This window comes from Acinetobacter sp. NBRC 100985 (assembly GCF_000241225.1).
GTDB classification, from domain to species: domain Bacteria; phylum Pseudomonadota; class Gammaproteobacteria; order Pseudomonadales; family Moraxellaceae; genus Acinetobacter; species Acinetobacter venetianus.
On record NZ_BAEB01000025.1, the window covers coordinates 40323 to 61367 of the forward strand.

The following is a 21045-nucleotide window of genomic DNA, read 5'->3' on the forward strand; positions in this document are numbered from 1 at the left end:
ATGACCAAAAGAAAGTGGCTATTATAAACAAAAACGCCCCAAATAACATTGGAGCGTTTTTATATTGCGTTAAGGCAACAAATTAGTCTAAAGGCTGAACGTTTTCAGCTTGGAAACCTTTTTGTCCTTGAACTACGCTGAATTCAACGCGTTGGCCGTCACGTAATGAACGGTGACCATCACCAACGATTGCACGGAAATGAACAAATACGTCATCACCACCATTACGCTGAATAAAACCAAAGCCTTTAGTGTCGTTAAACCACTTTACTACGCCTTGTTCACGAGCTGTCATAAGTCAATCCTCAGATATTGAAAGATAAGGACCTTCCGGTGTTGCAAACAGCAGAGCCAACAAGGTTTTAAAATTTTTTATAATTTTAAAGCTTGTAATCATTCTGTAAAACTATCAACAATTTCCGGTTACATCCATTTGTTATAGGGTTTATTACAATAAATTATATCAAACACATCCTAAAACGCATCGAGCTTAACATGGGTTTATGACAATTAATAGATTTATTTAGACTATTTCAAATATTTCTATCTGTTTTTTTCAATAATTTAGCTGTTTTTCTGCTGTAATTTTCCACTCTAAAATTACAAAAAAGTTTGTTAAGATAATTTGCAATTAAGCTTCACGAATTATTATGTCAGATACATCTCATTCACCTGAAATCATTGATGCAATGGGACAACCATGCCCTATGCCATTATTGATGCTGAAACGTGCTTTGAAAAAAGCTAATGCACCTAGACAATATTTATTGAAATCATCTGATCCACATAGTGAAATTGATGTAACACGATATTGCCAAATTCAGCAACTTCAATGCCAGCCTCAAAAAATTTCAGAGAATGAATTTCACTATTTAATTGAATCTATGTGATTCTTTGCTAAACTCTTGGTAAAGACTAGATAGATAAATTTACATTTCTATACTCAAATTTCCTTAGTGATGAAGAACATTCACATTAAGATGAAATTGTTGACTTAAATACCATCCTATAAGGAGAATCCATGACTACTGACAGCAGCAATCAATTGATGCCCCTGTCATTGTCTGCGCCAGGTGTAAATCTCGGTGCATATATCAGTACTGTCAATCAAATTCCAATTTTAACTGCCGAGCAAGAAAAAGAGCTTGCTGAACGTTATTATTATGATCAAGACTTAGATGCTGCCAAATTATTGGTAATGTCTCATTTACGCTTTGTTGTACATATTGCACGTAGTTATGCGGGTTACGGCCTACCTCAAGGCGATTTAATTCAAGAAGGCAACCTTGGCTTAATGAAAGCCGTTAAACGCTTCGACCCAAATATGGGCGTTCGTTTAGTTTCTTTTGCAGTTCACTGGATCAAAGCTGAAATCCATGAATATGTGATTCGTAACTGGCGTATTGTCAAAATTGCAACCACTAAAGCGCAACGTAAATTATTCTTTAACTTACGCAGTCTTAAAAAATCAAGCAAACGCCTAACGCTGGAAGAAGCTCAAGCAATTGCTAATGATTTGAATGTGACTCCAGAACAAGTACTTGAGATGGAGGGTCGTCTAACTGCTTATGATGCTGCTTTTGAAGCTCAAGGCGATGACGATGACGATACCCCACATACTGCTCCAGCTTTGTATTTGGAAGATAATCGTTACGATCCTGCGCGTTTAGTTGAAGAAGAAGATTACGAAGCACAAAGCACATCTGCTTTGCATGAGGCCATGGATCAGCTTGATGATCGTTCACGTAATATTTTACAACGCCGCTGGTTAGATGATGACAAATCAACCCTGCATGAACTTGCTGCTGAATATAACGTTTCTGCTGAACGTATTCGCCAACTTGAAAAAAATGCAATGGAAAAAATCAAAACTGCGATGTCTGCAAGTTAAAATCAAGACAAACATAAGGGCGACAACGCCCTTTTGTTTTATCAAGCTTTGTTAAAAGCTTCGAATATGTTAACTTTGTTCATCAATTTTCAAGTTCCATTTTCATTATGTGGATAGCAATTTCTGCGCTTAATCTTGCACTTGCAGTTATGTTAGGTGCTTTTGGTGCTCATGGACTTAAATCTTTTGCTACACCTGAGCAGCTTGCTTGGTGGAGTACAGCAACACAGTATTTTTTCTATCACGCAATTGGTTTACTTATTTTAAGCGTGTTAAAAAACACCTCTCCTAGTTTCCCCATAAAAATCTCTTTTATTTTGATCCAAATTGGCATCATCTTTTTCTGTGGTTCGTTATACATTATGGCACTTGGCCTACCTAGAATCTTAGGTGCAATTACGCCAATTGGTGGTGCATTTATGATTGCTGGATGGGTAATGCTTGCATGGCAGGCAATCAAGCATGCGAAATAAGGATTGATTCATGCACATCTATTTAAATGGTGAGTCAACAGACACGCCTTGCGAAAACCTTCAGCAACTCATTCAAGCACTAGCTTTAGAAGGCAAACGCTTTGCTGTAGAAAAGAACCAACAAATTATCCCGAAAAGTAGACTAGAGCAAACTGCAATTGCTCCTGAAGATCGTATTGAAATTATTCAAGCTGTTGGTGGCGGCTAATCGGCTAAAAATGGAGTAAGCCCATGCAAGATTCCCCTTTAATTGTTGGTTCACGAACTTTTCAATCTCGTTTGTTGGTCGGAACAGGCAAATATAAAGATTTAAATGAAACAGATTTAGCTATTCAAGCCAGTGGCGCTGAAATTGTCACCGTTGCAATTCGTCGTGTAAACATTGGTCAGCATGCCGATCAGCCGAATCTGCTTTCAGTGATTCCACCAGAGAAATACACCATTCTGCCAAATACCGCAGGTTGCTTCGATGCCGATAGCGCGATTCGTACCTGTATGCTGGCGCGTGAACTGCTTGATGGTCACAATCTGGTAAAACTGGAAGTACTCGGTGATGAAAAAACCTTGTACCCGAATGTGACAGCAACGCTTAAAGCAGCGCAAACCTTGATTGATGATGGTTTTGAAATCATGGTGTATACCTCGGATGACCCGATTGTCGCTCAGGAGCTTGAAAGTATGGGCTGTGTTGCCATCATGCCTTTAGGTAGTTTGATTGGTTCTGGTCTTGGTATTCTGAATCCACATACCATTTCCATCATCAAAGAAAATGCCAAAGTTCCTGTATTGGTGGATGCTGGTGTGGGTACCGCCAGTGATGCAGCCATTGCAATGGAACTTGGCTGTGATGGCGTGCTGATGAACACGGCGATTGCTGCGGCTCAAAATCCAATTTTGATGGCTTCTGCGATGAAAAAAGCCGTTGAAGCAGGTCGTGAAGCATTCTTGGCGGGTCGTATGCCGCGTAAGCGTATGGCCAATGCCAGCTCGCCTGAAACGGGTTATTTCTTTAAGTAAGAAAAGAAATACTAAAGGGAGCTTTTTAGCTCCCTTTTTTAATGCGATGATGATTTTATCTTGATTCGAGATTAACAAGATGAACAACATGATCACTTGATCGTAAAGCAAGATCACTTAAAACATCTGGCTTTAGCAGTTTGATCTCACTCTTTGGCATCCATGAAATCACTTGAGCAGCACTAGAGTCATCAACATAACTAGCTTTTGTTTGGATCTGACCTTTATAAATATAAAGAAATTCATGGAAATGTTTATCTACGATAGGATCATAGAAAAAGTTTTCAACAATCGCGAAAAGCACAGGTGAATTAAAATCTTCCCCAGTTTCCCCCAATACTTCTCGCTGAACCCCTTCTAAAGTAGTTTCTGAAAACTTTAATCGACCACCCACTAAAGAAATACTTCCATCAGGAAATGTAGAAACCAAAATCTGATCTTCATATTCTATCCAAGCAGCCACACGGATATTAAGCTTCCCCTCAGCTATCTCTAATGTTAAATCTTTCACTTATCACTCAAAGGCTTCGTTTTAATCATTTATTCTATTATATTTTTTAAATTCCCTTTCGCCTTTCGCTCAAAATTCTGCTGAAAATATTCAGTTTGATACAGCGGTTCAGCCTGATAAAAATGAGCTAAAACTTGTTTTCTTTTAATCGAATAAACATCTGGATCTACCCAAGCATACTCCTGTTGAATTTGCTGTTCATATTCATCGAAACGCTCTGGTGAAGCAGCTAGAATCGCCAAATCAATATCCAGTAAAAACTGTAAATCTAGCTCATCTGTTACCTCATGCTTTTGTGTGGCAATAATCCATCGCTTTATTTTCTGAATGATATCTATGGGTAAATCTTGAGCCAGATACTGCTCGAACAGTTCAGCACTTTTTAACTCATTATCTTTGGCTTGCGGATCATAAACTACATCATGGAACCAGAGCGCCAATGCAACAGCATGTGCATCATTTAAATCAGCTCGAATCGAGTCAACTAGAACCAGACATTCATATAAATGCTGAATTGTATGGTAAGCGCGATGCTTTTCACTATAAGCAACTATTAATTTATTAAAAACTTTTCTCGGTTCAGAAAATTGATAATGTCGATCTAAATCGAACCATGAGTTTTCTAGGATCGCTAAATATTGTTGCATGATAGCCCCATCACTGAATTTCTTTATTCAACCACTTCGCTAAAGTTTCTGCTTGTTTTCGATCGAGAAATAATTGATAAAGCTTACAGGAACCAAACTCATGTTTAAGTTCCTGTTGACGTACTGGGTGATTTCCAAAACGAAAACGTCTTGTTCCATCAGCATCTAAAGGTAAGGCATAAACACCATAACTACGTGGTTCAGTCAGATGCCCTTTGATAGTGACTTGATCTGGTGAGATTGCATGTTTTAATAAATGTTCTTTAGTTAACATCTCACCTTTCCCCTTTTTTTAAGATGCGTGTTGCTCATCCCTTTTAAATACCAATTCTTTATTTGAAGAACTTTCGGCATCAAAGTAATAACCTTCACTATCAAACGCTTTTAATTGTTCTGCTTGATTCAATTGGTTTTCAATCAAATATCTTGCCATTAAGCCACGCGCTTTTTTCGCATAGAAACTAATGACTTTATATTTTCCATTTTTTTGATCTAAGAATACAGGTTTAATAATTTCTGCCTGAATTTTCTTTTCATTCACAGATTTATAATATTCGTCAGAAGCTAAATTTACCAATACTTTCGCATCAATTTCATTCAAATCTTGGTTAATTTGATCCGTGATCATATTTCCCCAAAATTCATATAAATTATGACCTCGTGCATTTTTTAGTTTTGTACCCATTTCTAAACGATACGGCATCATCAAATCCAACGGACGCAACAAACCATAAAGACCAGATAACATACGCAAATGCTGTTGGGCAAAATCAATATCTTGATCTTTTAAATGATATGCATCTAAACCTGTATACACATCACCTTTAAATGCAAACAAAGCTTGGCGTGCATTAGAAAAATCAAAATCCGCATTCCAGTCACGAAAACGATCAACATTTAAGTTGGCAATTTTCTCACTTACACTCATCAAAGAGGCAATTTCGGTTGCAGATAACTTACGACATACATCTATCAATTGTTGTGATTGTTCTAATAAACGAGGCTGTGTGTATGTGTCTGTCGGTAAAGCAGTTTCATAATCTAGTGTTTTCGCTGGAGAAATTAAAGCAAGCATATTCAATCAATATCAATTTATCTTAGTGAAACTATAACAGTTGATAATTTTTAATGCCAATTCGTGTTTTCATTGATCATTATCGGTAAAATAGTGGATTCTTCCATTATTTATTATTTATCTTATGTCTGAGCAAATCTTCATCCAAGGTCCTGTTGGTCAAATCGAAATGTTTGTAGATCAACCCAAAGGTGAAATTACTGGCTTTGCTGTCGTCTGCCACCCTCATCCTTTACAAGGTGGAACACCTCACCACAAAGTTCCCGTCCTATTGGCTCAGATATTTAATGAAATGGGCTGCGTTGTTTATCGCCCTAGTTTTCGCGGTCTATCAGGTAGTGAAGGCACGCATGACCAAGGACACGGCGAAACTGATGATATTATGACTGTCATTGAATACGCACGTTCAAAGCATGCAGGCTTAACATTCTACGCAGGTGGTTTCAGCTTTGGTTCTCATGTGTTAGCGAAATGCCAAGCCCAGTTGAGTGAAAACTTACGCCCAAAACAAATGATTCTATGTGGATTACCAACAGGTTCAGTCGTAGACCTACGTCACTATAAAACGCCAGCAATTGACGGAGATATTCTATTTGTTCATGGTGAACAAGATGATATTACGTTGCTTTCAGACATGATCACTTGGGCAAAACCGCAAAAACATCCAATTACTATTCTGCCAGGCGCTAACCACTTTTTTACAGGTTATTTAAAACAATTAAGACAAGTAATTTCTCGCTTTTTAAAACTGTAGAATTAACAACAAATTATTAAAAAAAGTATACTTGTTTTGAATCCGATGTCTGTTATATCAGTAAAGATGAATAGGCATTAGGGTTCTATATGAAGTTAAATAAAAAACAGGGACTTTTTTTAAAGCAAACCATTGAGTATTGGCAACAACAAGGTACGATCACCCCTGATGTTGCAAAGGATTTACAAAATAGCTTTTCTGTTCGCTCCTTTGATTGGGAACGGCTAGCTAAATATTCTTTTTGGATTTCAATGATCTGTGCAGTCATAGCAATTGCTGCAATCACTGCCGATAAATTCTTATTAGATTTGATTGCGAGAATATTCGTTGACTCAAAGATCATCCCATGTCTGATTTTTGCTGGCGTGGCAACTGGTTTTTATGCTTTTGCCTATCGTCGACGCAAAACAAAACCATTACATCAATTTAGTAATGAGGCCATTATTTTTGCTGGCGTAATTTCCACTGCAGCTTCTGTTGCTTATTTTGGACAAGCAATCGACACGGGCAGCGGGCATTTTTCTTTATTATTTTTACTCTCCACTGTCATTTATGCTGCGCTCGCATTTTGGTTTCCATCCAAACTCATTTGGGTCTTTTCACTTCTCTCCTTAGGTTCATGGTTCGGTGCAGAGACAGGCTATATGTCAGGTTGGGGCGCATACTATCTAGGCATGAATTTTCCTTTACGCTTCGTCATGTTCGGCATAGTACTGATTGGCTTGAGTTTACTGTTTAAAAGATATACTTACTTTAAAAACTTTGCACACTCAACTTACGTGATGGGATTACTGTATTTATTTATTGCATTATGGATTCTGTCAATCTTTGGAAATTATGGCGACTTGAATAGTTGGTACAGTGTTAAACAATATGAACTCTTACACTGGGGCATCTTATTTGGTTTTATTGCGATTATTGCAATCGTATATGGTTTAAAACATGATGATGCAACATCTCGTGGCTTTGGTATTACCTTTTTATTTCTAAATCTTTATACCAAATATTTTGAGTTTTTCTGGAATGGAATGCATAAAGCAATTTTCTTTATTGTGCTCGCAGCCTCGTTCTGGTGGATTGGTCGACATGCTGAAAAACTATGGAATTTAGAGTTTCTATCGAGCCAATCTCAGAACAAAAGAAATCATCCTGTTGAATAACTATTGAAAATCACTCCAATTTAAACCAAACCGAGCCAAATACTTTTTGACTCGGTCACTATCATTGGTGGTATTACGTTGCTGGCGTGAAGCAGCAAACAGTTGACGTCCAGCATCTGCCATCGACTTGGAATTTTCACAGACTTGAAGCACTCCTCGTAGTTGAATTTGATCAAATTCATCAATCTCGCTCAACTGCGTTTGATCTAAATATTTGAGTAAAATATCTTTATTAGATTGATGTTGTGTGGTTTGAAGCGACCACAACTGCTTTAAACGCTGAATCTCTTTTTCCACCGTTTCTGAGCGGATTAACTCGCCGCTGGATAATGTCGCCAATCTTGTCACACTAGCGGTTAAATCACGGAAATTTCCCTGCCACGATGCCTCTCTTGATTTAGCAAATTTTAAATACACATCGAGTGCATCACGTTGAAAACGTAATTGTCTTTGATGGTTCACAGCAAAGCGTTGTAATTCAAACTCAACATTTGGAGCAATATCTTCAATTCGATCTTTTAGGTTCGGCAAAAAGAAAGTCCATGTGTTTAGTCTAGCCCATAAATCCTCACGAAAACGACCTGCTTGCACTTCTGCTCTCAGGTCTTTATTCGTTCCTGCAATCAATTGAAAATCGGCCTGAACCTCTTTGTCACTTCCGACAGGAAAAAAGGATTTATCCTCAAGCGCTTTAAGCAACATCGCCTGTTCATCTAGTCCAAGCTCACCAATTTCATCCAAAAACAAGATACCTTGATCGGCACTTTTCAATAATCCTGTCCGTGAAGCTGCTGCCCCTGTAAACGCACCTTTGATATGACCAAATAGACTCGACATAGCACTATCACCACGCAACGTCGCACAGTTCACATCAACAAAACGCCCACTTAAATGAAACTTATCTTTCTTTAATTGAAAGATTTGTTTGGCTAGATGGGATTTACCTACACCTGTTGCGCCCATAATCAAAATCGGCGCGCTGGAACGTGTCGCAACCAGCTCAACTTCTGTGATCAGCTCATTAAACTCATGGTTATAGGTTGAAATATTGGCTTTCAATTGTTGCCAGTTTTGTTGCTGTTCATCTTCAAAACGCTGTTTAAGAACATCATAGCGAGACAAATCCAGATCAATGATGCGATATTCACCTTCGGGTGTTTTTTGTTGATTTGGCGCACTTTGAATTAGTTTAGCAGGTAAATAATTGGCATCAACTAAGAGATACCAACAGATTTGAGCAACATGCGTGCCTGTGGTGATATGCAAAAGATAGTTATTTTTTTCGGTATCAAATGAATAACTTTTCACAAAGTCATACAATGCGCCATAAACCTCAGCAAAATCCCAAGGATCACGAATACTCACTCGCTGACCTGACACCGTAGTAGATGGTGACACGCTCTGAGCATCTTGAGCAATAAATTTGACTAAATTATGATGCTGTCGATCATGTAATAGTACCAGTTCATCCACGATCAGATCTTTATGCATTAGAAGACTCAGCGTTGGACGCCAACGCTGCCAACGATCAGGACGTTTCCCTTGATCCAAAGTAGAACCAACAAAACCAATTACAACGGTTTTCTTTGCATTCAGCATAATTTCTATAATATTTTATATATATCTATCATATACAATACGCAATTCGATGAAAAATGCCAACAAGATGCTTCATTTTACTTTTTTAGGCACATCATCTGGTGTACCCACACTGACACGTAACGTTTCTGGTTTAGCCATCCGCAACAGCAAGAATAAAGACTGGATATTGGTCGATGCTGGTGAAGGCACACAGCATCGCATTCAACAAGCTAAACTCTCATTACAAAACCTAGTTGCCATTTGCATTACCCATGTCCATGGCGATCACTGTTATGGATTAATTGGTTTATTGGCGAGTGCAGGTATGAATGCTCGTACCGCACCTTTAACCATTATCGCCCCCAAAGAAATTCAACAATGGATTGAAGTCACCGCACAGCTGACCGATCTGCATTTACCCTATCCACTTAATTTCACTGATGTAAAAGAGTCCACTCAAATACAGCAAATAACTGATCAACTTTCGATTCAATCCCATCGACTCAGTCATCGCGTACCCAGTTTTGCATTTAGTATTATTGCGCAATAAACCCAGAAGAAGTTAGATACACAAGCCTTAATTCAACTCGGCGTAGCAAAAGGCAAAGCTTGGGGCGATTTACAGCAAGGCTTAGACGTTCAGTTTAACAAGCAAACATTGAAAGCGGCTGATTTTATTCAGACACTCAGACATCGTGTTCACGCGATTGTCGGTGGTGACAATGATCATCCCGATTTATTGGCACAAGCTTGCCAAGATGCCCAACTCTTGATTCATGAAAGCACCTACACGCAAGCTATTTTAGATAAAGTTGGGTCAGGCCCAATGCATAGTTCCGCAAAGATCGTTGCAGAATTTGCTCAACAACAAGGTCTAATTAATCTGATCCTGACACACTTTAGCCCACGCCATCAAGACTGTGCTGGACAGCAAGCGATTGCTGATGAAGTCCATCAATATTATCAAGGCAATTTCTATTTAGCTGATGATTTTGATCAATTTACGTTAGATGCGACAGGACAACTAAGTAAAGTAAATCCGAAATAAATGAGATACGGCATTTTAATTAAGGGATGTCTGGAGATAAAAAGTCAAACAGACCTCGTAACAAGCGAAATGGTAAAGTGATGATCCAGTAAATAATCTCTACAGGAAAATCAATTAAATCTAGCCAATTCCAACCATTATCTCGATGGCGATGGCTTTCTCGTTTTGGTTTTACCCAATAAGCAAGCAGAAAACAGACCAAACTTATCGCTAGAAATATAAGATTAAAATCGTCTACTAAAAAATGTATAAGACAAAATATCCCAGTAATAAATAAAAGAATCGAGAGCAAATAACGCAAAATACCCATAGGAATTGGCAATTTATTTCTATTTTGCTATGGTTATAACATGTCTTTATACAAAGACCTATACAACGTTTTCTTAAAAGACAGGTGTCAGTCTAAAAAACGCAAAGCATGTCCATTACAGTCTATCTTCAAGATGATCAAGACATTGATCAAGCCTTATATTTGCTCAATCAAAAGCATTATCAACTACGAGCTACTCGTTGGTATAAAAAAAGATATGGCTATTTTGAAAAACCATCGACCTTAAATCGTAAACGAAAGAAAATGAAAGCAATTCTAAGCTATCGAAATCACAGCTTATCACTCCTAACGCACATTTCACCTAAGAATACTTTGTGGTTAAAAATTGAAAAAGAACAACAATTCACTCGAACAGGTAAAAATGCAGCGGGTTATTAAATAGAATTTAAGATAAAAAAATATATATTTTTATATCCTATTTATTGAAATTTTAATTATCAAAATGAATAATGTTATTTTAATATTAAATTTTATTAATAAATATCAATGTATTAAATTAAAATTACTACATTTTTAAAAAAGTTGGCACAGTCACTGCAATAGTATAAGCACACAATATCATTGGGATCTTGTGAATATCACCTGCCTGCAAACGCTTGGCAGGCAGGCTTTGAAAGGAAAATGAAAATGTCTCTCGTTGAACAAATCAACCAACAAGCTCAATTTGAACAAGAACAGCAACAACGTGCTTATCAGGTTCTTCAAAATGAAAAAAGTATGCCGATCAAAATGTGGACCAACGGAGTACTTGTTGATGACAACTCAAAACAACAATTGCTACAAACCGCGCAAATGCCTTTTATTTATAAATGGATGGCTGTTATGCCTGATGTTCACTTTGGTTTAGGTGCAACAATCGGAAGTGTGATTCCAACTAAAGGTGCAATTATCCCTGCTGCGGTCGGTGTCGATATCGGATGTGGAATGATGGCAACACGTACTAGCTTAACCGCATCGGATTTACCTGATAATTTACATGCTTTGCGTACCGAGCTTGAACGTTTGATTCCACACGGAATGACCAAAGGACGTGGACGAGATCGAGGTTCTTGGGAAAATCCACCTAAAATGGTAGATCAAGCTTGGGCTAATTTAGTCTCAGATTTTGAATTGATTTGTGCCAAGCACCCTCGCCTCAAAAACACCAATAACCGTAAACAATTGGGAACGTTAGGAACAGGCAACCACTTTGTGGAAATCTGTTTGGATGAACATGATCATGTTTGGATTATGTTGCACTCAGGTTCGCGAGGTGTGGGTAATGCCATAGGTAATCATTTTATCGAGCTGGCACGTAAAGATATGCAAAAACACTTTATTAATTTACCCAATAAAGATTTAGCTTATTTAGTTGAGGGTACTGAGCATTTTGATGATTACTGGTTTGCCGTAGGGTGGGCACAACGTTTCGCGATGAAAAACCGTGAAATTATGATGCAAGCCGCGATCAAGGCTTTAGCAACAATTATTCCAAAACCGTTTAATGCAAAACTGGAAGCAGTAAACTGTCATCACAACTATGTGCAAAAAGAAGAGCATTACGGCGAAGAAGTGATGGTCACTCGTAAAGGTGCTGTCAGCGCCAAACTTGGACAATATGGAATTATTCCTGGTTCAATGGGTGCTAAGTCTTTTATTGTTCGTGGTCTTGGAAATCAGGAATCGTTTTGCTCATGTTCGCATGGTGCAGGTCGTGTGATGAGCCGTGCGGAAGCCAAACGACGCTTTACGGTTGAAGATCAGATTGTACAAACTGAAGGTGTGGAATGCCGTAAAGATGCTGCTGTGATTGATGAAATTCCATCAGCTTATAAACCGATTGAAGATGTAATGAATGCACAAAAAGATTTGGTTGAAGTGGTTTATACATTAAGACAAGTTGTTTGTGTTAAGGGCTAAATACCTGAGCACAACCAGAAGGTGCATATATGTTTGTCCAATTAGATCATTTGAAGACCAAAGGGTTACAATCTGATCTTGATGCCATACAAGCCGTATTTGAAGTTTTTTTGTTTGATGTCATACATCAAACGGAATCTTCAAATACGCTGGCTATTCATCAACAGATGCTATTGAATTGTGACAGTTTAGCGTTGGAAAAAACGTTAGACTTGAACTCACTGGCCATAGAGCAACTAGATCGCAGCCTTATAAATCTTGATCGTTTGGACAGACCCGATTTATTTTCTGGACATAATTGGCTTTTGAGCTTATTAGACGCAATCATTGATCCACCATATGGAACAACCCTTACCCCGTCTCATCGGGCAGCATTCTTGCAGCTATGCCTTTTTACGGAGAAAGACTATGAAATATATGATTGGGTTGGCTACCCAGGTAGTGGTCGGGAAGAAAGTTCTGAATGGAATGATTATTTTGAACCTGGCCGAGAATGGTGGGGTAATTGGTGCTTAACCATCTATTCACCAGAGCAAAATAAAGGCTGTTTACTACTTGCAAGCTCAACAGATTAAAGAATAAGTTTTTAGGAAAATAAAAAATGAAACTCGCAGAAGCACTTTTACTGCGAAGCGATCAACAAAAAAAGCTCGCTTCATTAAAACAACGGATCAACGCTAATGTATTGGTACAAGATGGTGATGAACCAAGCGAAGATCCAAATGAACTGATCAAACAAGTGTTTGCTTTAACCCAAGAAAGCAATCAATTGATTTGTCGTATTCATTTGACCAATGCGCAAGCAAAGTTGGAAGATGGAAAAATTCTGCTGTCCCTATTAAGCTTGCGTGATAGTTATGCTGAACAGCATAAGATTCTGGTTGATGCGATTGCCAATACCCATCGTGAACCTGATCGTTATAGCTCACGTGAGATTAAATGGCAAAAAGTTATCCCTGTTTCTAGCTTGCAAAAACAAGCCGATAATATCAGCGCGAAACTACGCGATTTAAATATTAAAATTCAGGCTGCCAATTGGCAGATTGATTTAGTTGAATAGACATCAAAAGATTTTGTGAAATCATTTCACAATACCAGTTTGGACATACTGGGCGAGTACAAGATCCTGCATTACTCCGATCTGAGGGATTGAAAATAATTCAGGCGGCTATGGCAGCATGTGAGCCGTGCATCAATATTCACTGATTAGGCTCAGCACCATGTACCTAGCAAACCTTTGCCAAAAGCAAAGTCACGCGTTACTTAGCATTACCATGTACTGACAGTATGTTCATTAAATTAGAAAATAAGGAAAATTGAAGTGAATAAAGCTTTGGCAAATATGCCAGCGACCATCCAGATTGATGGTTCACAAGGTGAAGGTGGTGGGCAAATTTTAAGAACCGCCCTTGCCCTTTCGATGATTACAGGTCAAGCATTTGAATTAACCAATATTCGTGCTGGGCGTAAAAAATCAGGCTTAATGCGTCAGCATTTAGTCTGTGTACAGGCATCTCAAGACATCAGCCAAGCTTATGTAGAAGGTGCTGAGCTCCATAGCCAGCGTTTATACTTTGCACCACAGCATGTACAAAGTGGAAAATACCAATTCCAGATTGGTTCGGCAGGAAGCACAACACTGGTTTTGCAAACCCTCTTACCTGCTTTGTTATTGCAAAATGACGCCAGTGAACTCACCATCACAGGTGGGACTCACAATCCGCTTGCACCAACAGCTGATTTTATTGAGCATTGCTTTTTGCCTACGCTCACAAAGCTGGGGATCGAAAGTGAATTCAAGTTAAATAAAGCAGGCTTCTTCCCAATTGGTGCAGGTGAAATTCAAATCAAGATTCAGCCATGGCTACATCGAAACAAGTTAAATCTATTAGATCGTGGCGCTTTACAAAGTACTGAGGCTTTTGCAGCGGTATTAAACCTTTCAGAAGAAGCACAAATTGCACAACGCGAATTAGCGACTTTAAACAAAAGACTAAAGCTGGATACACAGCAGCAATTCCACCTAAATGGCATTAGCCAAGGCAATACGGCATATGTCAAAGTTAAACATCAGCATCACACCCAAGTATTTACAGCCTTAGGTGAAATGCGTAAAAGTGCAGAACAAATTGCGAACAATTTAGGTGAGGAAGTCAAATATTATCTGAACTCAAAAGCAGCCGTTGATGAGTATCTAACAGATCAGCTCTTGTTACCTTTGGCATTGGGTCAAGGCGGTGAATTTACCGCACAATGTATTAGTGAACACACCCGTACTCAGGCCTCTATGATTGAAAAATTTGTTGATTGTGAAATTGAGTTTATCGAACTAAACAAAAACCTGTTTCAGGTCACTGTTAAGGTAAAAGAAGCTCATTCATGAGCTTCTTTTATTGAGAGCTTATTTAATCGATTCCAAAGCTGTCACCAACAACGCCCAGCATTTCTCTACGGTATCCACTTTAACCCGCTCACCCGGCGCATGCGCCCCTTGAATATCAGGGCCAAACGACACCATCTGTAAATTCGGATAATGTTCAGCGATAATGCCACACTCCAAACCAGCATGAATCACTTTCAAGTTTGGCTCGATCTTAAATGCAGATTGATAAGCTTGCTGCAAACATTTCAATGCAGCCGAATCTGGGTTTGGTGTCCAACCCGATACCAACGGCGTTAATTCAGATTGAATCTGGAAATTTGCAAAGTGTTGTTGAATATTTTGTGCAAATGTCACTGCTTCTTGGTTCACCATCGAACGAACCATAATTAAAGTTTTCGCTTCATCTTTAGTCAGTTTGACCACACCAATATTATTCGAAGTCTCAACCACATCGGGTAAAGTGCTACTCCATTGAGCAATGCCATATGGACAAATTGTCAATGCTTTTAACCAAGTTTGCTGTTGCTGCAAGGCAATCACTTCATTTATCTGATTGGTATTTTGCTGTGCGGTGATTTGTAACTGCTCATCAAACCCATTTAATTTTTGTTGCCATTCAGCTTGTATCACAGCAACGGCATTTTCTAGCTCTGGTAATTGCTCTGCTTTAATTGCAATAGTTGCCAAAGCTTCACGTGGGATGGCATTTCGTGCCGACCCACCGACAAATTCAACCAGTCTACCATTTGTAAGCGCCAAATAATCATTCAGGAAATTGGCTAAAATCACATTGGCATTACCACGACCAAGATGGATATCAACGCCAGAGTGACCACCTTTTAATCCAGATACCAACAAATCAACATAAATCAAATTTTCAGGTACTGGTTCATATTCAAGTGACTGTCCCACTTCAAGGTCAATACTTCCCGCGCAACCAAGATATAATTCACCCCACTCTTCAGTATCAATATTAAATAGCCATTGCCCTGTTAAAACACCCGACTCAAGCAAACGAGCGCCGCTCATTCCTGCTTCTTCATCAATGGTAAGCAATACTTCAATTGGACCATGTGCAATATCATTTGATTCTAATACCGCTAGCGCCAATGCGACACCAATGCCATTATCTGCACCCAAAGTGGTATTTTCAGCAATTAGCCAGCCATCTTTTAAGACAGGTTGAATAGGGTCTTTAAAAAAATCATGTTGCGTACCGCGATTTGCCTGAGTCACCATATCTAAGTGCCCTTGCAAAACCACACCTGCAACTTGTTCTTTGCCTGCTGTGGCAGCTTTCCGAATAATCAAATTACCAATGTCATCGACATAAGTTTCCAAATTGCGCTGTTCCGCCCAAGCTTTTAGATACTGTCTTAATTGTTGTTCATGCTTTGATGGTCGAGGAATCGTGCATAGTGTTTCAAAATGCTGCCAAACCACTTGGGGAGATAATTTAGAAAAATCAAACTGCATCATACAGTTATACTCTCGAACTAATTCATACAATACATTTGAGTATACTTAGATCATTTAAAAATAAATATTCCATCAACGTAAGTTTATTCAAATTTCAGGTGAAAACTTACGCTGATTTTTATTAATAAAGGATCGTAATTCCTATAGAATTAAAGACGCTAAACTAAATTTCACGAACTAAACGAAATCCCCACATGATCGAACGCGCTTGTGATGTTACATAAGCATTTCGATAAGCGGTTCGAGCATTATAGGTGTTGTATATCCATGCACCTCCACGCAATACAGGGAAATTACACTGTCCGTTATTTTCTTCACCCCAAATACGGTTATTTACAGGTGCATTTTCATAATTTGAATGCCAGCAATCATCTACCCATTCACGTGCATTTGCTGTCATATCGTATAAACCAAAGTTATTTGGTAGAAACTTTCCAACAGGTGAAGTAAATGCATAACCATCGGTGCAATTGAATAAGTTCCAAGAGCTTGTTTGTGGCAATGCGGACACTGTAGTTGGATCTAGCACATTCGCATATTTGCAAGCTTGGTCTAGATTCAAATCATCCCCCCAATAAAAGGCAGTCGAAGTTCCTGCACGAGCTGCATACTCCCATTCAACCTCTGTTGGTAAGCGGTAGGTTTGTCCTGTTTTTTTGGATAACCATTCGGCAAAAGCTCTCCCATCTTCACGACGTACACACACGACTGGATCTTGTGGTGTTTGGTTCATACCAGCGTTAGTCGGATTTAAATCATCTCGATACCACATATTAAAAACACCATCACGTGACTCCCAATTGCGACAACCTTGTACCTCCCATCCTGTTTCTTTTTGAAAAGCCTGAAACTCGGCAATAGTAGTTTCATATGTAGACATAGCAAATGGCTTCTCGACTATCACTGCATGCTGAGGTAATTCATACGGTCGCGATTGGGCAGGCACATTTTGTTGTTCTTGTTCTTCTATATTTCCCCCCATCAAAAAACTTCCAGAAGGAATAACTGTCATTTCTGGACAAAAACTATCTGAGCAATCTTTGAATTTGGATTTTGCTGAAGTTGCTTTAGTAATGTTTGTATTTGTTAAAGATGCTAATTTAATTTCAGGATTCATATTTGGCGGGTTATTTATTTGATGAATCAATAAATTTATAGTCCCTTGCCATTCACTTAACATTTCTCTTAACATCGCAGGCCTTTCAATACTCACCCCTGTTCCGTCATAATCTGGAGCATTACATCTAGCTCTTAATGTAGTTGACTCATCAGTGAGCTGAGTCAATTTTGGAATAATCTGCTGATCCAAGAACATACTTAAATTATTTGTATCATTAAGCTTTGCTCTTAACTCCAAAGCCGATTTTTCAGCAATGTTCGCATCATTTATCACTTTAGAATAAACACTATCACATTGATTTTCTTGCCATACTAAATTTTGACTTAAATTCTGTAGGGATAAAATTGTTTCATCTATTAGCTTTTGGTTAGAAGAGTTGCTTGTCGTATTTTTATCATCGCTATTACATGCCGCAAGTAAGGAAATGAATAATACACTAAAGCCTTTTAGATAATTCGTGCGTATAAAGGTCATATGAATTCTCTTAAAAAGTATTATGAAGAAAAGGAGAAGGTTGAGTAATTCTTTGTTAAAAAGCATTTTTAAATTAATAGAAAAATAGATCAAAATTCAAACATTATTATTATTTTAATTGTTAACTTTTATTAAATAATGTCACTACAAAAATAAGTATTTCTTATCAATATTTAATAAAAAAGCGGATCAACAAATTTGTTCTCCACTTTGATATAAAAAATTAGGTATGTGTATTTATGATTTCCATACAAAATCAGAAAAACTATGCTCAGCTTTTAAACTATTTTCAACAGCTTGCGCTAACTGGCGAATAATACTCTGTGTTTCAATTTTTTCAAACCAAGCCAGTTCACGCTGAGGATTTGCAGTAATCTCGCATAAAATATGCCCTTCGGCATCCTGTTCAGAACAAAGGATAGAAAGAGGTAATTGATGATTATCAATACGAACTTCAATTTTTTCATGTTCATGACGAATATGATGTGCATCAAAGCCATATTGTTCTAATTGTTTATACAATAGCGCAGCAACATATTCTTGAGTGATATAGCATTCATTTGGTGGATGATCAACCACCCCATGTTTTGGGCAATCTGCTATGAATTGCAACGTTTTCATGGTATTCCCTCTAATTTTTATGTTTTTAGCTCTGGATCACAGAGTAAAACCGACTCGTACGGTAAGAATTATTATATATACAATTGTCTTTAATTGATTAGCTGATTGTCTAACTTCTTTTAGTAAATTGACAAATTTCGACCCAATTAGATATGTACATCTAAAAACGGGTGATTTTGGGCCTTAATGATCAATTAAACATCTAGTTTTATAATCTATAAATAAAAAAGCAGCAACTCAATACATGAATTGCTGCCTTTATCTTTACAAAATTAGATTATTGATCCACTACCTGTAAATCCAAACCAGCAGTGTTTGCTAACTCAGTAAATGTAGGGAAACTTGTTGCGACCGTTTCAGTTCCTTGAATGATAATTTCACCCGAAGTACGTAAGCCCGCAATACTAAAACTCATTGCAATACGATGATCATGATGCGATTCAATCTCGCCACCCGCGAAAATTGCAGACCAGTCACCAGATTTACCTTTACCTTCGATAATGATTCCATCTTCAGTTGGTGTGCAGTCTATACCCATGATTTTCAGGCCATCTGCCATCACTTGAATACGATCTGACTCTTTAACTCGAAGTTCAGCAGCCCCTGTTAAAACAGTCCGACCTTCAGCACAAGCTGCTGCGATAAACAATGCTGGAAATTCATCAATTGCTAATGGTACTTGATCTTCTGGCATATGAATGCCTTTCAATGTTCTTGAACCTTTAATATGAATATCTGCAATCGGCTCACCGCCTGCAATACGTTCATTTTCAACAGTTAGGTCAGCACCCATTTGTTTTAGGATTTGAATGACACCTGTACGCGTTGGGTTAATTCCAACAGCTTCCAGCACCACATCAGCACCTTCAGTTATTGCAGCGCCAACCATAAAGAATGCTGCTGATGAAATATCAGAAGGCACTTGGATATTTGTACCAACTAACTTCCCCCCCCCAACAAGTGAGATTTTATTACCTACGGTTTTCACATCATAACCAAATGCACGTAACATGCGTTCAGTGTGATCACGTGTTGGTTCTGGTTCTGTAACTGAAGTTTCACCTTCAGCCCATAAACCTGCCAATAAAATACCCGATTTCACTTGAGCCGAAGCCATAGGTAAATCGTACTGAATACCTTTTAATGCTTGGCTTCCCGTGATACTGACTGGTGGAGTACCTTTCTCACCAGTTGTTTGAATTTGTGCACCCATTTCACGTAAAGGCTTAGCAATACGCTCCATAGGACGTTTAGACAATGATGCATCACCCGTCATGACAGAATCAAACTTTTGCGCTGACAACATCCCCGAGAGCAAACGCATACTCGTACCTGAGTTGCCCATATACAAGGCACTTGCAGGTGCTTTTAAGCCTTGCATCCCCACACCATGAATTGTCACTTCACCATTTTTAGGCCCTTCAATACTTACCCCCATGTCACGGAAAGCTTGAAGTGTAGCGAGTGCATCTTCACCTTCTAAGAAACCAGTAACGTGTGTTGTACCTTCAGCAATCGCACCAAACATGATCGAGCGATGTGACACAGATTTGTCACCTGGCACGGTGAATTTACCTGTAAATGTTTTCTTTCCTGGCAAAATGGTAAATTGCTGTGTCACCTTGTTTTTCTCCATCAAAGGTTTTTTGGCTAACATATGGTTAAAATGCTGACGAGCTGCTTGAGCATGACCCAACAAGCCCATCAATGCATGAGAATCTTCTTGTTCGATCAGTTTCTTTAAAACAAGCAACTGTTGTTCAAAACCGTTTACGGCTTCTAGAATTGCAGTTTTATTGGCAAAGAAAATATCGTGCCACATCTGCGGATCGCTTGCTGCAATACGGGAGAAGTCTCTAAAACCTCCAGCAGCATAACGGAAAATATCTAAATTATCTTCACGATTTGCAAGCTGCTCAACAAGATTAAATGCCATGAGATGTGGTAAGTGGCTCGTATGAGCAAGCACTTCATCATGCTTTTTCACATCCATGCAAATGACTTCTGCTTTTGCCGCAGACCAAAGTTGAATCAACTTCTCAACTGCCCAACCCGCACTGGTCGGCAACGGTGTCAAAATCACCTTATGATTGGCAAATAAATCAACTTTACCCGCATGAACACCAGTATGCTCAGCACCAGCAATTGGATGACCTGGAACGAATCCAACGGGTAAATCTTCACCAAATACTGCTTTTGCAGCATCTACGACATTACCTTTAGTACTACCCACATCAGTAATAATTGCATGGTCAACTAAATAAGGCTTGATCTGTTCAAGTACTTTCTGAGTTGCACGAACTGGTAATGCTAAAACAATTAAATCTGCACCTTGGACTGCTTCTTCAGGTGTTGCGTAACCATTTTGAATGAGACCTAATGCTTTGGCATCTTCTAAGGTTTTTTTTGAACGTGTTGAAGCAACAATTTCAGATGCTAATTTTTCTGCCACGATCACACGAGCGAGACTAGAACCAATCAGCCCAAGCCCAATAAATGCAACTTTTTTAAACAATGGTTCAGACATAAAAGAGATTTGCCCAATAAGACGACTTTGGGATAGCTAGATGAATAGCTCATC

23 protein-coding genes and 1 pseudogene are annotated in these 21045 nt (G+C 38.6%); 13 read left to right on the plus strand and 11 right to left on the minus strand.

All coding sequences use genetic code 11. From position 1 onward, the window contains the following. Nucleotides 1-82 precede the first annotated feature (82 nt). The gene (locus ACT4_RS10045) at nt 83-295 is read right to left on the minus strand and encodes a cold-shock protein (RefSeq protein ID WP_000126912.1); all 213 of its coding nucleotides are present in this window, start codon (nt 293-295) and stop codon (nt 83-85) included. Nucleotides 296-650: 355 nt separating this feature from the next. On the opposite strand from ACT4_RS10045, the gene ACT4_RS10050 reads away from it, so the two are divergent. From ACT4_RS10050 to ACT4_RS10070, 5 genes are all read left to right on the plus strand, one after another. Beyond that, nucleotides 651-890 (plus strand): sulfurtransferase TusA family protein, encoded by a 240-nt coding sequence (locus ACT4_RS10050; protein WP_004879926.1) that lies wholly within the window; start codon nt 651-653, stop codon nt 888-890. 131 nt (nt 891-1021) lie between these two features. Continuing rightward, nucleotides 1022-1891 carry an RNA polymerase sigma factor RpoH gene (gene rpoH / locus ACT4_RS10055; protein ID WP_007481934.1) on the plus strand — a complete coding sequence of 290 codons (870 nt, stop codon included), beginning with the start codon at nt 1022-1024 and terminating at the stop codon, nt 1889-1891. Nucleotides 1892-1998: 107 nt separating this feature from the next. Further along, a complete protein-coding gene (locus ACT4_RS10060; RefSeq protein WP_004879931.1) occupies nt 1999-2364 on the plus strand; it encodes a DUF423 domain-containing protein in 366 nt (121 codons plus the stop codon). Nucleotides 2365-2374: 10 nt separating this feature from the next. After that, nucleotides 2375-2572, plus strand: coding sequence for a sulfur carrier protein ThiS (gene thiS, locus ACT4_RS10065; protein ID WP_004879934.1), 198 nt, complete (start codon nt 2375-2377; stop codon nt 2570-2572). Nucleotides 2573-2595: 23 nt separating this feature from the next. Continuing rightward, nucleotides 2596-3381 carry a thiazole synthase gene (locus ACT4_RS10070; RefSeq protein WP_004653899.1) on the plus strand — a complete coding sequence of 262 codons (786 nt, stop codon included), beginning with the start codon at nt 2596-2598 and terminating at the stop codon, nt 3379-3381. Between the two features lie 55 nt (nt 3382-3436). Here ACT4_RS10070 and ACT4_RS10075 read toward each other — a convergent pair whose 3' ends face one another. The 4 genes from ACT4_RS10075 to yaaA are packed head-to-tail and all read right to left on the minus strand — an operon-like array spanning nt 3437 to nt 5614. After that, nucleotides 3437-3892 carry an NUDIX domain-containing protein gene (locus ACT4_RS10075; RefSeq protein WP_007481941.1) on the minus strand — a complete coding sequence of 152 codons (456 nt, stop codon included), beginning with the start codon at nt 3890-3892 and terminating at the stop codon, nt 3437-3439. A gap of 29 nt (nt 3893-3921) precedes the next feature. Continuing rightward, on the minus strand, nt 3922-4539 hold the full coding sequence (locus ACT4_RS10080; RefSeq protein WP_007481943.1) for a hypothetical protein: 618 nt from the start codon (nt 4537-4539) through the stop codon (nt 3922-3924). Between the two features lie 10 nt (nt 4540-4549). Continuing rightward, entirely contained in the window at nt 4550-4813 is a 264-nt protein-coding gene (locus ACT4_RS10085; RefSeq protein WP_007481945.1) for a hypothetical protein, read from the minus strand. Between the two features lie 18 nt (nt 4814-4831). Then, nucleotides 4832-5614, minus strand: a complete 783-nt coding sequence (gene yaaA / locus ACT4_RS10090) for a peroxide stress protein YaaA (protein WP_007481947.1) — start codon at nt 5612-5614, stop codon at nt 4832-4834. 124 nt (nt 5615-5738) lie between these two features. Here yaaA and ACT4_RS10095 point away from each other — a divergent pair, with 124 nt between their 5' ends. Together ACT4_RS10095 and ACT4_RS10100 are read left to right on the plus strand one after the other, a co-directional pair. Next, on the plus strand, nt 5739-6368 hold the full coding sequence (locus tag ACT4_RS10095; RefSeq protein ID WP_007481950.1) for an alpha/beta hydrolase: 630 nt from the start codon (nt 5739-5741) through the stop codon (nt 6366-6368). A gap of 89 nt (nt 6369-6457) precedes the next feature. Continuing rightward, entirely contained in the window at nt 6458-7528 is a 1071-nt protein-coding gene (locus tag ACT4_RS10100) for a DUF2157 domain-containing protein (RefSeq protein ID WP_007481952.1), read from the plus strand. Here the strand turns inward: ACT4_RS10100 and rtcR are convergent, their stop codons facing one another. Continuing rightward, complete coding sequence (gene rtcR, locus ACT4_RS10105; protein WP_007481954.1) at nt 7529-9127, minus strand: RNA repair transcriptional activator RtcR; 1599 nt, start codon at nt 9125-9127, stop codon at nt 7529-7531. Nucleotides 9128-9194: 67 nt separating this feature from the next. Between rtcR and ACT4_RS10110 the strand changes: the two are divergent. After that, a pseudogene (locus ACT4_RS10110) lies at nt 9195-10157 on the plus strand (ribonuclease Z). A gap of 19 nt (nt 10158-10176) precedes the next feature. Here the strand turns inward: ACT4_RS10110 and ACT4_RS17525 are convergent. After that, a complete protein-coding gene (locus tag ACT4_RS17525; protein ID WP_081105939.1) occupies nt 10177-10467 on the minus strand; it encodes a hypothetical protein in 291 nt (96 codons plus the stop codon). A gap of 108 nt (nt 10468-10575) precedes the next feature. Between ACT4_RS17525 and ACT4_RS10115 the strand changes: the two genes are divergently transcribed. The 5 genes from ACT4_RS10115 to rtcA all read left to right on the plus strand — a co-directional run bounded on the left by ACT4_RS10115 (nt 10576) and on the right by rtcA (nt 14770). After that, nucleotides 10576-10866 (plus strand): hypothetical protein, encoded by a 291-nt coding sequence (locus ACT4_RS10115; RefSeq protein ID WP_007481962.1) that lies wholly within the window; start codon nt 10576-10578, stop codon nt 10864-10866. 249 nt (nt 10867-11115) lie between these two features. Next, the gene (locus tag ACT4_RS10120) at nt 11116-12387 is read left to right on the plus strand and encodes an RtcB family protein (RefSeq protein ID WP_007481964.1); all 1272 of its coding nucleotides are present in this window, start codon (nt 11116-11118) and stop codon (nt 12385-12387) included. Nucleotides 12388-12416: 29 nt separating this feature from the next. Further along, complete coding sequence (locus tag ACT4_RS10125; protein ID WP_007481966.1) at nt 12417-12962, plus strand: hypothetical protein; 546 nt, start codon at nt 12417-12419, stop codon at nt 12960-12962. Nucleotides 12963-12988: 26 nt separating this feature from the next. After that, entirely contained in the window at nt 12989-13447 is a 459-nt protein-coding gene (locus ACT4_RS10130; RefSeq protein ID WP_007481968.1) for a DIP1984 family protein, read from the plus strand. Nucleotides 13448-13708: 261 nt separating this feature from the next. After that, the gene (rtcA, locus tag ACT4_RS10135; RefSeq protein WP_007481970.1) at nt 13709-14770 is read left to right on the plus strand and encodes an RNA 3'-terminal phosphate cyclase; all 1062 of its coding nucleotides are present in this window, start codon (nt 13709-13711) and stop codon (nt 14768-14770) included. An 18-nt stretch (nt 14771-14788) separates the two neighbouring features. Here rtcA and ACT4_RS10140 read toward each other — a convergent pair whose 3' ends face one another. The 4 genes from ACT4_RS10140 to ACT4_RS10155 form a co-directional block, all read right to left on the minus strand. Beyond that, nucleotides 14789-16249, minus strand: a complete 1461-nt coding sequence (locus ACT4_RS10140) for an aminoacyl-histidine dipeptidase (protein WP_007481971.1) — start codon at nt 16247-16249, stop codon at nt 14789-14791. A 163-nt stretch (nt 16250-16412) separates the two neighbouring features. Further along, nucleotides 16413-17843 carry a formylglycine-generating enzyme family protein gene (locus ACT4_RS10145; RefSeq protein WP_007481973.1) on the minus strand — a complete coding sequence of 477 codons (1431 nt, stop codon included), beginning with the start codon at nt 17841-17843 and terminating at the stop codon, nt 16413-16415. A 237-nt stretch (nt 17844-18080) separates the two neighbouring features. Next, nucleotides 18081-18464 (minus strand): hypothetical protein, encoded by a 384-nt coding sequence (locus tag ACT4_RS10150; RefSeq protein ID WP_004879966.1) that lies wholly within the window; start codon nt 18462-18464, stop codon nt 18081-18083. A gap of 277 nt (nt 18465-18741) precedes the next feature. Then, nucleotides 18742-20991 carry a bifunctional prephenate dehydrogenase/3-phosphoshikimate 1-carboxyvinyltransferase gene (locus ACT4_RS10155; RefSeq protein WP_007481974.1) on the minus strand — a complete coding sequence of 750 codons (2250 nt, stop codon included), beginning with the start codon at nt 20989-20991 and terminating at the stop codon, nt 18742-18744. Nucleotides 20992-21045: the final 54 nt, after the last annotated feature.